General features: G+C 72.0%; 12 protein-coding genes. 6 read left to right on the forward strand and 6 right to left on the reverse strand.

Annotated elements, in window-relative coordinates; all coding sequences use genetic code 11:
• Window positions 1-12 precede the first annotated feature (12 nt).
• Window positions 13-2,076: an ATP-dependent Clp protease ATP-binding subunit gene (locus HF577_RS13835; RefSeq protein ID WP_312859124.1), complete on the reverse strand. Its 2,064-nt coding sequence runs from the start codon at window positions 2,074-2,076 to the stop codon at window positions 13-15.
• A 107-nt stretch (window positions 2,077-2,183) separates the two neighbouring features.
• Between HF577_RS13835 and HF577_RS13840 the strand changes: the two genes are divergently transcribed.
• Complete coding sequence (locus HF577_RS13840) at window positions 2,184-3,185, forward strand: SDR family oxidoreductase (RefSeq protein ID WP_169396233.1); 1,002 nt, start codon at window positions 2,184-2,186, stop codon at window positions 3,183-3,185.
• A 10-nt stretch (window positions 3,186-3,195) separates the two neighbouring features.
• On the opposite strand, the gene glgX is transcribed toward HF577_RS13840, so the two are convergent.
• Together glgX and HF577_RS13850 are read right to left on the reverse strand one after the other, a co-directional pair.
• A complete protein-coding gene (glgX, locus tag HF577_RS13845; RefSeq protein WP_169396234.1) occupies window positions 3,196-5,313 on the reverse strand; it encodes a glycogen debranching protein GlgX in 2,118 nt (705 codons plus the stop codon).
• Between the two features lie 65 nt (window positions 5,314-5,378).
• A complete protein-coding gene (locus HF577_RS13850; protein WP_169396235.1) occupies window positions 5,379-5,711 on the reverse strand; it encodes a hypothetical protein in 333 nt (110 codons plus the stop codon).
• Between the two features lie 222 nt (window positions 5,712-5,933).
• Between HF577_RS13850 and HF577_RS13855 the strand changes: the two genes are divergently transcribed.
• Both HF577_RS13855 and HF577_RS13860 read left to right on the forward strand, forming a co-directional pair.
• A complete protein-coding gene (locus HF577_RS13855; RefSeq protein ID WP_211174241.1) occupies window positions 5,934-7,166 on the forward strand; it encodes a phosphodiester glycosidase family protein in 1,233 nt (410 codons plus the stop codon).
• Between the two features lie 80 nt (window positions 7,167-7,246).
• The gene (locus tag HF577_RS13860; protein WP_169396236.1) at window positions 7,247-7,771 is read left to right on the forward strand and encodes a mycothiol transferase; all 525 of its coding nucleotides are present in this window, start codon (window positions 7,247-7,249) and stop codon (window positions 7,769-7,771) included.
• Window positions 7,772-7,799: 28 nt separating this feature from the next.
• Here HF577_RS13860 and HF577_RS13865 read toward each other — a convergent pair whose 3' ends face one another.
• Window positions 7,800-7,979, reverse strand: coding sequence for a hypothetical protein (locus HF577_RS13865; protein ID WP_169396237.1), 180 nt, complete (start codon window positions 7,977-7,979; stop codon window positions 7,800-7,802).
• A 317-nt stretch (window positions 7,980-8,296) separates the two neighbouring features.
• Between HF577_RS13865 and HF577_RS13870 the strand changes: the two genes are divergently transcribed.
• The 3 genes from HF577_RS13870 to HF577_RS13880 all read left to right on the forward strand — a co-directional run bounded on the left by HF577_RS13870 (window position 8,297) and on the right by HF577_RS13880 (window position 9,846).
• Complete coding sequence (locus HF577_RS13870) at window positions 8,297-8,857, forward strand: NADPH-dependent FMN reductase (RefSeq protein WP_169396238.1); 561 nt, start codon at window positions 8,297-8,299, stop codon at window positions 8,855-8,857.
• Between the two features lie 111 nt (window positions 8,858-8,968).
• Window positions 8,969-9,433, forward strand: a complete 465-nt coding sequence (locus HF577_RS13875; RefSeq protein ID WP_169396239.1) for a MarR family winged helix-turn-helix transcriptional regulator — start codon at window positions 8,969-8,971, stop codon at window positions 9,431-9,433.
• Between the two features lie 53 nt (window positions 9,434-9,486).
• Window positions 9,487-9,846, forward strand: a complete 360-nt coding sequence (locus tag HF577_RS13880) for a tetratricopeptide repeat protein (protein WP_169396240.1) — start codon at window positions 9,487-9,489, stop codon at window positions 9,844-9,846.
• 3 nt (window positions 9,847-9,849) lie between these two features.
• On the opposite strand, the gene paaK is transcribed toward HF577_RS13880, so the two are convergent.
• On the reverse strand, window positions 9,850-11,187 hold the full coding sequence (gene paaK, locus HF577_RS13885) for a phenylacetate--CoA ligase PaaK (RefSeq protein ID WP_169396241.1): 1,338 nt from the start codon (window positions 11,185-11,187) through the stop codon (window positions 9,850-9,852).
• Complete coding sequence (gene paaZ / locus HF577_RS13890) at window positions 11,187-13,229, reverse strand: phenylacetic acid degradation bifunctional protein PaaZ (protein ID WP_169396242.1); 2,043 nt, start codon at window positions 13,227-13,229, stop codon at window positions 11,187-11,189. Before paaZ ends, paaK begins: the two co-directional genes overlap by 1 nt.
• Window positions 13,230-13,430 lie beyond the last annotated feature (201 nt).

Raw genomic sequence — 13,430 nt, forward strand, 5'->3', positions numbered from 1 at the left:
GGCCTGTGCAGGTCAGTCCGTTCGTGGCTGCAGTACCAGGGCGCCGTCCACCACGTCGACGACGATCCGCTGCCCCGGCCCGAGGTCGCCCGCGATGATCATGCGGGAGAGCTTGCGGTCGAGCTCGCGTGCGATGGTGCGCCGCAGCGGCCGGGCACCGAGCTCGGGCTGGTAGCCGCGTTCGGCGAGCCAGTCGACCGCGCCCTCCGTGAGGTCCAGGGTGATGCCCTGCGCGTGCAGCCGCTCCCCGGTCTCGGCGAGCAGCAGGTGGGTGATGCGGCGCAGCTCGGCGCGGTCGAGGGCGTGGAACAGCACGATGTCGTCGATCCGGTTGAGGAACTCCGGACGGAAGTGGGCGCGCATCGCGGCGAGCACCGGGTCGCGCACCTCCTCCGCCGGGCGTCCCGCCTGCGCCGCGGCGAGGAGCCGGTCGGCACCGAGGTTGCTGGTCATGATCACGACCGTGCTCGTGAAGTCGACGGTGCGGCCGTGGGCGTCGGTCAGCCGCCCCGCGTCGAGCACCTGGAGCAGGGTGGCGGTGACGTCCGGGTGGGCCTTCTCGATCTCGTCGAGGAGCAGCACCGCGTAGCGCGTGCGCCGGACGGCCTCGGTGAGCTGGCCCGCGTCGTCGTACCCGATGTGCCCCGGCGGGGCCCCCACGAGCCGCATCGCGCTGCTGCGGTCGGCGTACTCGCTCATGTCGAAGCGCAGCAGCGCGTCCGCCGAGCCGAACAGGGCCTCCGCCAGCGCCCTGGCCAGCTCCGTCTTGCCGACACCGGTGGGGCCGAGGAACAGGAAGGACCCGATCGGCCGGTCGGGGTGCGCCAGCCCGGCCCGGCCCGCGCGCACCGCGTCGGCCACGGCCTCCACGGCGTCGTCCTGCCCGACGACGCGGCGGTGCAGCAGCGTCTCCAGGTCGAGCAGCCGGTCCCGTTCGGTGGTGGTGAGCCGGGCGACCGGGATGCCGGTGCTCTGCGCGAGGACCGTCGCGACGTCGTCGGCGGTGATCTCGACGGTGCCGGCCGTGGCACCGGTCGCGGTCTCCGCGGCGTCGATCTCGCGGGTGAGCGCGTGGGCGCGCTCGAACTCCTCGGCGTCGACGGCGATGTCGCGGGCCCGGCGCAGCTGCTCGACCCGCTCGTCCACCGGCGGGTCGGTGTTCGGACGGCCGGCCCGGATGCGGGCGCGTGCGCTCGCCCGGTCGACGAGGTCGATGGCCTTGTCGGGCAGGAACCGGTCGGTGACGTAGCGGTGCGACAGCTCGGCGGCGGCCACCACCGCGGCATCGCTGATCCGGACGTCGTGGTGTTCCTCGTAGCGCTGCCGCAGCCCGCGCAGGATCGCGATCGTCGTGGCGACGGTGGGCTCGGCGATCCGGACCGGCTCGAAGCGCCGTTCCAGCGCGGCGTCCTTCTCGATGTGCTTGCGGTACTCCTGCAGCGTCGTGGCGCCGATGAGCTGCAGCTCGCCGCGGGCGAGCGCCGGTTTGAGCAGGGTGCCGGCGTCCATCGCCCCGCCCTCGGCCGCCCCCGCACCCACGACGGCGTGCAACTCGTCGACGAACAGCACGATCGACCGCTCGGCCGCCACGACCTCGTCGATGACGCCGGTGAGCCGCTGCTCGAAGTCGCCGCGGTACCGGGTGCCAGCCACCATGCCCGCCAGGTCCAGCGAGACCACGCGCACGTCCTTCAGCGTCTCGGGCACCTCGCCGTCGGCCACCCGCTGGGCGATGCCCTCGACGATCGCCGTCTTGCCGACGCCGGGGTCGCCGACCAGCACCGGGTTGTTCTTGGTGCGGCGGGCCAGCACCTCGAGCACCTCTTCGACCTCCGCGTCCCGGCCGATGACCGGGTCGAGGCGCCCCTGCGCGGCCGCTGCGGTGAGATCCCGCCCGAACCGGTCGAGCCGCGGGGTGCGGGCGTGGGTGCCCGGCGGCCTCGGACCGGCGTCGGGACGGGGCATGGCGCTGCCGAGAGTGGTCTCCAGGTTGCCGATCAGGCGTTCGAACAGGTCGTCGAAAGGTCCGGATCCGGGGCGGTCCTGCGGCACGTCCACCTCCACGGGGGTCGTCACGGCCCATCGTCCTCCGTCCCGGGCCCGTTCGCCGGAAATGACCGTGGCGAGGTTGCAGCGGGAGGGTGGGGGTAGTCCGTCGCCGCGACGGACGGGAGGAATGCGACATGCCGAGACCGGTGTCGGACCAGGTGGTCGTCATCGTGGGCGCCTCGAGCGGAATCGGGCGGGCGAGCGCGCTCGCGTTCGCCGCGCGCGGGGCGAAGGTCGTCTGTGCTGCCCGCGGGGTCTCGGCCCTCGAGAGCCTCGTGGAGCAGATCACGAGCGCAGGGGGGACGGCCGTCGCGGTGCCGACCGACATCGCCGAGCCGGAGGCGGTGCGGGCCCTCGCCGCGGCCGCCGAGGAGCGCTTCGGCCGTATCGACACGTGGGTCACCACGGCCGCCGTGGGGGTGTGGGGCCGCGTCGAGGACATCAGCTCCGAGGAGTTCGACCGGGTCATGCGGGTCAACGTCCTCGGTCACGTGCACGGCATGCACGCGGCGCTGCCGGCCCTGCGCCGGGCGGGTGGCGGCGGGATCATCGGGGTCTCGTCGCTGGAGGGCGTGCGGTCGGTGCCGATGCAGAGCCCCTACGCGGCGAGCAAGTGGGCGGTGCGCGCGCTCTACGACACGCTGCGGATGGAGCTGGCGGCGGAGGGCGCCCCGATCGCCGTGACCACGATCCTCCCCGCGGCGATCGACACGCCGTTCTTCGAACACTCCCGCAGCAAGGTCGGGGCGATGCCGAAGCCCCCACCACCGGTCTACGCGCCGGAGATCGTGGCCGACACGATCGTCCACGCGGCCGAGCATCCCCGGCGCGAGGTGGCGGTCGGAGGCGTGGCCGTCGGCTTCGTCGCCGGGCAGCGGCTCTCTCCGGCGCTGCTGGACGCCGTGATGTCGATCCCGCGCCTCGGTGTGGAGGAGATGACGGCCGACCGGCCCGACAACGGGACGGACAACCTCGACGCGCCGCTCGACGAGCCGGGTCAGGTGCACGGCAGCTACTCCGGACAGGTGCTCCGCCGCAGCGTGGTCACCGATCTCCTCAAGCACGTGCCCCGGCCCGGTGACCTCCTCACCGGTGCCCTGTCCACCATCCGGCGCGCCCGGTCGGGAACGGGCTGAGCGGTACCGCTCAGGCGGTGCGCATCAGCAACTGCTGCGAGTGGGCCGTGACGTGGAGCGTGGCCCGGGCGCGAGCGGCGGGCGGCACGACCGGTCCCGGCGTGCCACGCTGCGGGTCGGCCGTGTCGAGGACGGAAGTCCACCCGGCTCCGTAGGCGGGACCGGGCAGCGTGAACGCCACGACGTCCGAGGTCGCGTTCACCAGCAGCAGGAACGAGTCGTCGCGCAGCTTGCGGCCGTGGCGGTCCGGCTCGGGGATCCCGTCGCCGTTGTAGAAGATGGCCAGCGCGTGCGTGCCGCCGTTGGTCCAGTGCCCCTCGTTCATCGGCAGACCGGCCGGGGTGAGCCAGGCGAGGTCCTCGAGGCTCGTGCCCCGTACCGGCCTGCCCTGGAAGAACCGACGCCGCCGGAAGACCGGGTGTTCGCGGCGCAGCCGCACGAGCCGGGCGGTGAAGTCGGTGAGCGACCCGAACGTGGCCGCCCGTTTCCAGTCGACCCAGGAGATCCCGTTGTCCTGGCAGTAGGCGTTGTTGTTGCCGCCCTGCGTTCGGCCCAGCTCGTCGCCGTGCAGGAGCATCGGGACACCCTGGGACAGGAACAGGGTGGTCAGCAGGTTGCGCTTCTGCCGTTCGCGCAGCTCCTGGACCGCCGGGTCGTCGGTGGGGCCCTCCGCGCCGCAGTTCCACGACCGGTTGTCGTCGGTGCCGTCGCGGTTGTCCTCGCCGTTGGCGGCGTTCTGCTTGCCGTTGTAGGAGACCAGGTCGTGCAGCGTGAACCCGTCGTGCGCGGTGACGAAGTTGATCGAGGCGTACGGACGCCGCCCGCTGGACTCGTACATGTCCGACGACCCGGTGAGCCGGGAGGCGAACTCCCCGACGGTGCCGGGGGTGCCCCGCCAGAAGTCCCGCACCGCGTCGCGGTAGCGCCCGTTCCACTCCGTCCACAGTGGAGGGAAGTTGCCGACCTGGTAGCCCCCCTCGCCGAGGTCCCACGGCTCGGCGATGAGCTTGACCTGCGACACGACCGGGTCCTGCTGGACGAGGTCGAAGAAGGCGGCGAGCCGGTCGACCTCGTAGAACTCTCGGGCGAGCGCGGCGGCCAGGTCGAACCGGAACCCGTCGACGTGCATGTCCAGCACCCAGTACCGCAGCGAGTCCATGATCATCTGCAGGGTGTGCGGGTGGCGCACGTTGAGGGTGTTCCCGGTGCCGGTGTAGTCGGCGTAGTAGCGCCGGTCGTCGGCCAGCCGGTAGTAGGAGTGGTTGTCGATCCCGCGGAACGCGAGCGTCGGACCGAGGTGGTTGCCCTCCGCCGTGTGGTTGTAGACGACGTCGAGGATCACCTCGATGCCGGCCTCGTGGAGCGTCCGGACCATCGCCTTGAACTCGGTGACCTGGTTGCCGCGCCCGCCCCTGGCCGCGTAGCGGTGGTGCGGGGCGAAGTAGCCGACCGTGTTGTAGCCCCAGTAGTTCGCCCGACCGGCCTGGACGAGGTGGTGGTCGTCGAAGAACTGGTGCACCGGCATCAGTTCGACGGCGGTCACCCCGAGGCGCTGCAGGTGCTCGACGACGGCGGGGTGGGCGAGGCCCGCGTAGGTGCCCCGCAGCGCGGGCGGCACCTCCGGGTGCAGCACCGTCAGGCCGCGCACGTGTGCCTCGTAGATCACCGACTCGCTGTAGCGCGTGCGCGGCGGCCGATCGTTGCCCCAGTCGAAGAAGGGGCTGATCACCACCGCCCTGGTCTGGTGGGGCGCGGAGTCGTCGTCGTTGCGGTGCCACGGCTCGGCCCACCGGTAGTCGAAGAGCGACTCGTCCCAGTCGACCGGACCGTCGAACGCCTTGCCGTAGGGGTCGAGCAGGAGCTTCGCCGGGTTGCACCGCAGACCGGCGGCGGGATCGTGCGGGCCGTGCACCCGGAAGCCGTACCGCTGCCCCGACCCGGCACCTGGCAGGTAGCAGTGCCAGATGGAACCGTCGACCTCCGTCAGATCCACCCGCTGCTCGACGTCCTCGTCGTCGAACAGGCACAGCTCGACCCGGTGGGCGAGTTCGGAGAAGAGTGCGAAGTTGGTGCCCGCGCCGTTGAAGGTGGCTCCCAGGGGATACGCGTCCCCCGGCCAGACCTCCACCCCGTCATCCTGCCCCGGACCGGACGGCAGCGCTGCCGTCCAGTCCGGTGATCGTCAGGAGTGGGCTAGGGGGTGTGCGCCTGTTGAGCACGGACGGCGATGGGCGCGCCCGCGAGGTCCTCCTCGTTGCAGAGGAGCTTCACGTCGTAGTACGGCCCGGCGTCACTGTCGTCGTAGTCCAGGTGCACGGCGATGACGTCGAGGGGCTCGCCCAGCCAGTCCTGGGCACGGCGCAGCCAGGCTGCTGACCGTTCCAGCGCGGTGGGAAGGTCGTCATCGCGGAACTGCACGGGCCGGTAGGGAACCTGCTGGACCCCGTCCCGCGAATGCACGGGTTGCGGAAGGTCGGTTGCCACGCCGGTCTCGTCGAGATCGAGTTCGATCGCCTGCTCGGTCACGCCCCCAAGGGTGGCCCGCGCAGCCGGAACGGGCAAGCGGACGCCGTGCGACACGCCCATTCCTGCACCGCGGCGCACCCCCCTCACCGTGTCCAGAGGCGTCACCGGGCTGGGCGGTGCCTCGGTCTCCGCCGGGTGAAGCTGCGTCCGATGTGCTGCCCGCGGTGCACGCCGCGTGATCAGATCGCCCTCCGCGATCGTGATCACGCCACGGGAGGGCCGATGCGGGCACCACGGATCGGCCGGGCGCGCGAGGTGTTCGCCCTGCTCGCGACGGCCGTGCTGATGTTCGTACCCGCAGCAGAGGTGCCGACGCCGCCCAGTCCGACGCCCGAGGGCGGTCCCGACCGCGTCCTCGGCGAGGTCGGTCCGATGTCGCCCGTCGCTCTCGGGGTGACGCACCGGGACTTCGTCACCACCGCGGCGGGCGGCCGGGTCATGGGTGACGTCGTCGACGTCGACCTGACCCATCCCGAGGTCCGCACCGACCTGCTCACGCCCGGCGCGGTGGCCGCGCGGGCTCCGGTCGCCGCGATGGCGAACGGCAGCGGTGCCGTCGCGGGGATCAACGGCGACTTCTTCGACATCGGCCGCACGAACGCGCCCGCGGGACCGGCCGTGACCAGGGGTCAGCCGCTCAAGGCCGCGGTGCCCCACGGCAGGCGGATGGGACCGGCCGTGCCCGGCGCGGAGATCGACTACGTCTTCGCCGTGGGCGTCGACCGCGTCGGCCGGATCGACCGGCTGCGCCTGGAGGGCCAGGTGACCGGGAAGGGCGGGACGTTCCCGGTGCGGGCGCTCAACCAGTACGCGGTCCCCGTGGGCGGGGTGGGGGTCTTCACCCCGGACTGGGGTGTGGTCGACCGCGCGCGGACGCTGTGCGGGACGGACGTCGATCGCGACGCGCCGTGCGCGGCGGAGCAGGCGGAGGTGCTGGTCCACGACGGTGCGGTGGCGATGGCCGGCCCACCGGTGGGCGGCCGGATCCCGGACGGCGACGTCGTACTGACCGGCCGCGACGAGGGCGCCGCCGCCGTGCGCTCACTCCGGGTCGGTGATCCCGTGACGGTCGCGTACTCGCTGGTGCCCGCCAGCGGGGTGCAGCCGCAGTTCGCCATCGGGGGAACCCCTGTGCTCGTCGACTCGAGGCTCGTGGCCGGGCTCGACGATCGCGCCCGCGCCCCGCGCAGCGCCGTGGGGATGAGCCGCGACGGTCGGCACATCGCCCTGGTCACGCTCGACGGCCGCCAGTCCGACAGCGTCGGTGCGACGCTCGCGGAGCTGGCCACGCTCCTGCGGGAGATGGGGCTCGACGACGCCGTCAACCTCGACGGCGGCGGCTCGTCCACGCTGGTGCACCGCGCTCCGGGCGCGCCGGAGGTCGCCGTCGTCAACGACCCGTCGGACCCGTCCGCGCGCCTGGTGCCCAACGGCATCGGCGTGTTCGCCGGCTGATCCGCCGACCCCCGCCGTGCACGCGCTCGGCCGGGCGGGCAGCGTGGGAGCCTCACGACCACGTCCCGGAGGAGAGACCTGTGACGAGTGCCGAGCTGCTGACCGATGCCTTCGGCAGGATCCGTGAGGAGGTCCACGGCGCGGCCACCGGGCTGACCGCCGAACAGCTGGCGTACCGCATCGACGGCAGTGCCAACTCGATCGGCTGGCTCGTGTGGCACCTGAGCCGCGTGCAGGACGACCACATCGCCGACGTGGCGGGCGTCGAGCAGGTCTACACGGCGCAGGGCTGGGCGGAGCGGTTCGGGTTCCCGTTCTCCGCGACGGGGATCGGGTACGGCCACCGCTCGGCGGACGTCGACAGCGTGCGGGTGGACTCCGCGGAGCTGCTTCTCGGCTACCACGACGCCGTGCACGCGCAGACCCTCCGGTTCCTGGAGAGCCTCGAGGAGGCCGAGCTCGCGCGGGTGGTCGACGCGAACTGGGATCCGCCGGTGACGCTCGCGGTGCGGCTGGTCAGCGTCGTGAGCGACGACCTGCAGCATGCCGGGCAGGCCGCGTACGTCCGCGGTGTGGTGCAGCGCCGCGAACCGGGTGGGCTCTAGGGAGGGCCCGACTCCTGGGAGCCGACGCTCACGCGGCCCGGTGCTCCGGGCGTCCGGCACCGGCGAACGGGCTCGCGCCGCCGATGTGCACGGGCTCCGGGGTGAGCTCCCGGGTGGCCGCGTCGGGTTCGGTGGGTTCGGGCGCCGCCTCGAGCCCACCGGACAGGGCGGGGTCAGGCGTGCCGGCCGGTCGGACGCCGCTGATCACGCGATCCTCCAGGTGTGCGAGCCAGAGTGGCGCTGCTAGCAACACGAGTGGGACGACGATGGCGGCTATCCACATCTCATCGGGTACCCCGTCGGCGCGCTCGCCCAACGGCAACCACCCTGTCGGGCCCTTTCCTCGGCGATCGGATGGCGGCAGGCGGTGGCGGGCTGCGGAGCGTCACCGGATGTGGGGCGGGGGTCGTCCGAGCGGTGAGCGCGGGCGCATGTTGTTGACATGACATCATCCCCGGCATACTTTGTTGATGCGTCATCAGAGTCCCGATCGGGGCTGAGTCCAGCACAGGAGCAGTAACCGTCATGACCAAGATCGCGATCATCCTCGGCAGCACACGTCCCGGCCGGAACGGTGAGGCCGTCGCCCGCTGGGTCCTGGACATCGCCAACCAGCGCAGCGACGCCGAGTACGAGCTCGTCGACCTTCTCGACTACAAGCTCCCCCACCTCGACGAGGCGATCCCGCCGTCGATGGGCCAGTACAGCCAGCCGCACACGAAGGTCTGGGCGGAGAAGATCCGCTCCTTCGACGGCTTCGTGTTCGTCACCCCCGAGTACAACCACTCCACCTCCGGCGCGCTCAAGAACGCGATCGACTTCCTCTTCGCCGAGTGGAACAACAAGGCGGCGGGCTTCGTGAGCTACGGCGCCGTCGGTGGCGCCCGCGCGGTGGAGCACCTGCGCCTGGTGATGGGGGAGCTGCAGGTGGCCGACGTGCGCGCCCAGGTCACCCTGTCCCTGCACACCGACTTCACCAACTTCAGTCAGTTCACCCCCGGTGCTCACCAGGCCGAGCAGGTCTCCGCGGTGCTCGACCAGGTCGTCGCCTGGAGCGCCGCCCTCGCCCCCCTTCGCGCAGCCTGATCTCCGCGTCGATCCAGGGCTCGACGCGAACGTCCCGCATCCGTATCGGGTGCGGGACGTTTGCGACTCGTAACCGTTAATGATGTGTCAACATCCCGGTAAGCTGGGCTCGTGACGGAAGCGCGATGGCTCGACGAGCGGGAAGCGCGTCTCTGGCGGAGCTATCGCGGCCTCCGGGTACGGCTGGACGGGGCGCTGTGGCGCAGGCTCGTCCGTGACAGCGGGCTGTCCGGCCCCGAGTTCGAACTGCTGGTGCCACTGTCGGAGGCCCCCGGTGGCCTGCTGCGGGCGCGCGATCTCGGCCGGCTGGTGGGCTGGGAGCGCAGCCGGATCTCCCACCAGGTCGGACGCATGGAGAAGCGTGGTCTCGTCGTGCGCGAGGAGTGCTTCGAGGACGCCAGGGGATCGATGGTGCGTCTCACCGAAGCGGGCCGGGCGGCCATCGTCGCGGCCGCACCGTCGCACGTCGAGTCCGTGCGGAGCCTCTTCTTCGACGCCCTCACCGACGACGAGCTGACCGTCCTCACCGCCGCCTTCGAGCGCGTGCTCGCCGGGCTGCCGAAACCCGAGGACTGATCTCCGGAATACCGGCCAGGGGTATGCGGTTCCTCTCGCCGGAGGTGGTTGCGATGCTGGAGAACGAGCGGTACCGGCTGGCCGGGGCGTACCTGGATGCCGGAAAGCCACTGGAGGCGCTGAACCTGCTGGAGCCACTGGCGGAGGAACTGCGCGGGCAGGCGGCAGGGCAACTGCTGCTGGGGCGCGCGTACTACCACTCCGCCCAGCTCGGCAAGGCCCAGGAGGCGCTGGAGAGCGCTGTGGCACTGGCGCCGACCGACCCCTACGCCCGGTTCGCGCTGGGGCGCACGTTGCAGCGGCGCAGCCGCCACCGGGAGGCGGGCGTCCACTTCCGCATCGCTGCGGCCATGGACGACCGCCCGGAGTTCCGTGAGCACCGCGATGCTCACGAGCAGGCGATGGCCTCCTGAGCGCTACCGGTTGCGCTGGTCCTTGAGGCGCTGGAGCTTGCCGACCGAGCGCTCCAGCGTCTCGGGGTCGACCACGTCGCAGCCGACCGTGACGCCGACGGTCTCCTTGACCGCGGTCATGAGCTCGCGCGCCGCGCCGAGCCTGCGCTCGGCCGGGGTGTCGGGCCGGGCCTCGACGCGCACGGTGAGGGCGTCCATCCGGCCCTCGGTGCTCAGCACGAGCTGGAAGTGCGGCGACAGGCCCGCGGTGCGGAGCACGATCTCCTCGACCTGGGTGGGGAAGAGGTTCACCCCGCGCAGAATGATCATGTCGTCGCTGCGCCCGGTGATCTTCTGCATCCGGCGCATCCCCGGCCGGGCGGTGCCCGGCAGGAGCCGGGTGAGGTCACGGGTGCGGTACCGGATGATCGGCAGCGCCTCCTTGGTGAGCGAGGTGAACAGCAGCTCGCCCTCCTCGCCGTCGGGCAGCGGTGCGCCCTCGCCCGGCTCGAAGGGGTCGACCACCTCGGGATAGAAGTGGTCCTCCCAGATGTGCAGCCCGTCCTTCGTCTCCACGCACTCCTGCGACACACCGGGGCCCATCACCTCGGACAGGCCGTAGATGTCGACCGCGTGGATGTCCATGCGCTCCTCGATCTCGGCGCGCATCTGCTCGGTCCACGGCTCCGCGCCGAAGATCCCGACCTGCAGCGACGAGGACCGCGGATCGATTCCCTGCTTCTCGAACTCGTCGACGATCGTGAGCATGTAGCTGGGCGTCAGCATGATGATCTCGGGCCGGAAGTCCTGGATGAGCTGGACCTGCCGGGGTGTCATGCCGCCCGACACCGGGATGGCCGTGGCCCCGAGCTTCTCGATGCCGTAGTGCGCGCCCAGACCGCCGGTGAACAGCCCGTACCCGTAGGCGTTGTGCACCTTGTGCCCCGGGCGCCCGCCCGCCGCGCGGATCGAGCGGGCCATCACGGTGGCCCACGTGTCGATGTCGCGCTCGGTGTAGCCGACGACCGTGGGCCTGCCCGTGGTGCCGGACGAGGCGTGGATCCGCCGGACCCGTTCCTGGGGCACCGCGAACATCCCGAACGGGTAGTTCTCGCGCAGGTCCGCCTTCGACGTCGTCGGGAACCTCGCGAGGTCCGAGAGCTCGCGGCAGTCCTCGGGACGCACGCCGGCCGCGTCGAAGCTCGCCCGGTAGTGCGGGACGTTCTCGTAGGCGTGCCGCAACGTCCACTGCAGACGCTCGAGCTGCAGGGCGCGCAGCTCGTCCACCGACATACGCTCGGCGGGGTCGAGCAGCTCGGCAGGCGGCGCGGTGCCGAACCTGCGGGTGACGGGCGCGGCCATCACGCCGACTTCGTGTTCTTCTTCGCCACGAGCGTGAGCACGTCGTACCGGGCCACGGACTCGCCGTCCTGACGCGTCACGTCCGCATCCCAGCGCACCTCGCCGTAGTCCGCGGAGTCGCGTGGCGTCACCTGCTTGCAGGTCAGCGTCACCGTCAGGGCGTCGCTGAACCGCACCGGGGTGAGGAAGCGCAGGCGGTCGACCCCGAAGTTGGCGAGCACCGGACCAGGGTCGGGATCGACGAACAGGCCGGCGGCGAGCGAGACCACCAGGTAGCCGTGGGCCACGCGCTCGCCGAAGAGCGGGTTGGCCGCGGCGGCATCGGCGTCCATGTGCGCGTAGAAGGTGTCGCCCGTGAACTCCGCGAAGTGCTCCACGTCCTCCTGCGTGACGATGCGCGGGCCCGCGACGATCGCGTCGCCGATGCGCAGCTCCTCGAGGTGCTTGCGGAAGGGGTGCACGTCGGTCTCGGTGCGCCGCGAGCCCGCCACCCAGCGGCCGGTGATGGCCGTGAGCGTGTCGGGGTCGGCCTGCACGGCGGTGCGCTGCATGTGGTGCAGCACCCCGCGGATGCCGCCCATCTCCTCGCCGCCACCGGCCCGGCCGGGACCGCCGTGCACGAGCTGCGGCATCGGCGAGCCGTGGCCCGTCGACTCCTTCGCGTCGGCCTGGGTCAGCACCAGCAGCCGCCCGTGCCAGGGTGCGACGCCGAGGACGACGTCCCGCGCGAAGCCGGTGTCGCCGGTGACGACCGAGCCCACGAGGCTGCCCTGCCCGCGGGCGGCGTAGCCGATCAGCTGCTCGGTGGAGGAGTAGGGGAGCACGGTCGAGACCGGGCCGAACGCCTCCACCTCGTGCGGCTCGGCGCGGTCCGGGTCGCCCGTGAGCAGGATCGGGGAGATGAACGCGCCGCGCTCGGCGTCGGCGTCGACGACGTCGACCTTCTCCGGGTCGCCGAACACGATGCGGCCGGAGTCGGCGAGGGCCTTGACGCTGCGGCGCACCTCCTCGCGCTGTTCGAGGCTCGCGAGGGCTCCCATGCGGACGCCCTCGGAACCCGGGTTGCCGACCACGGTGGACGCCAGCCGGGCCGACACCGCCTCGACCACGGCGTCGACGTGCTCGGCCGGCACGAACGCGCGGCGGACGGCCGTGCACTTCTGCCCGGCCTTGACCGTCATCTCCTGCACCAGCTGCTTCACGTACAGGTCGAACTCGGGCGTGCCCGGCCCGGCGTCCGGGCCCAGCACGGAGAGGTTCAGCGAGTCGGCCTCGGCGGAGAACCGCACGCTGCGCCCGACGATGCCCGGGTGGGTGCGCAGCTTCGCGGCGGTGGACGCCGAGCCGGTGAAGGCGACGAGATCCTGCTCGGTGAGGTGGTCGAACATGTCGCCCACCGAACCGGCGACGAACTGCAGCGAGCCCTCGGGCAGCAGGTCGGAGCCGACGATCAGCTCCACGAGTTTCGCCGTGAGGAACGCCGTCGGGCTCGCCGGCTTGACCACCGACGGGACACCCGCGAGGAAGGCTGGGGCGAACTTCTCCAGCGGCCCCCACACCGGGAAGTTGAACGCGTTGACCTGCACCGCCACGCCGTGCAGCGATGTGGCGATGTGCTGGCCGACGAACGTGCCGCCGCGGGAGAGCGGTTCGACGTCGCCCTCGACGTAGATCGTGTCGTTCGGCAGCTCGCGGCGGCCCTTGCTCGCATAGGCCTGCAGCACGCCGATGCCGCCGTCGATGTCGAACTTCGCGTCGAACGGCGTGCCGCCGGTGCGGGCGGAGACCGCGTAGAGCTCCTCGCGGTGCTCGCGCAGATGGCCGGCGAGGGCCTTCAGCAGCCCGGCGCGCTGGTGGAAGGTCAGCTCCCGCAGAGCCGGCCCACCCACCCGCCTGCCGTGGTCGAGCACGGCCGCCATGTCGAGCCCCGCGGAGGAGACGCGGGCGACCTCCTCACCGGTGACGGCGTCGAACAGCGGACGTCCCTCATGGGGCGGGACATGCCATCCGCCGCGGACGTAGCTGCCCAGCACCGGTGCCATCGCAAGCCTCCCCGAAACGCTCTACCGACCGTTCGTTCGGGACGCTAGCACGGGGCCCGATCGAGGGAACAGCACCAACATCCACCAGCCCCGGAACGCGACTGCCCCCACCTGCTCTGCGTTCAGGAGCCCAGCACTACGGCTCCGGGGTGTGCGGGCTGGGTGAGGGGATGGGGTCGGTGGTCAGGGATAGGGCGGGGA

It is taken from the genome of Pseudonocardia xinjiangensis (assembly GCF_012911925.1).
GTDB lineage: Bacteria > Actinomycetota > Actinomycetes > Mycobacteriales > Pseudonocardiaceae > Pseudonocardia > Pseudonocardia xinjiangensis.

Coding starts and splice junctions, on each gene's coding strand:
- HF577_RS13855 (WP_211174241.1), top strand. CDS start 5,934: ATGCGGGCACCACGGATCGGCCGGGCGCGCGAGGTGTTCGCCCTGCTC.
- HF577_RS13870 (WP_169396238.1), top strand. CDS start 8,297: ATGACCAAGATCGCGATCATCCTCGGCAGCACACGTCCCGGCCGGAAC.
- HF577_RS13840 (WP_169396233.1), top strand. CDS start 2,184: ATGCCGAGACCGGTGTCGGACCAGGTGGTCGTCATCGTGGGCGCCTCG.
- paaK (WP_169396241.1), bottom strand. CDS start 11,187: ATGGCCGCGCCCGTCACCCGCAGGTTCGGCACCGCGCCGCCTGCCGAG.
- HF577_RS13880 (WP_169396240.1), top strand. CDS start 9,487: ATGCTGGAGAACGAGCGGTACCGGCTGGCCGGGGCGTACCTGGATGCC.
- paaZ (WP_169396242.1), bottom strand. CDS start 13,229: ATGGCACCGGTGCTGGGCAGCTACGTCCGCGGCGGATGGCATGTCCCG.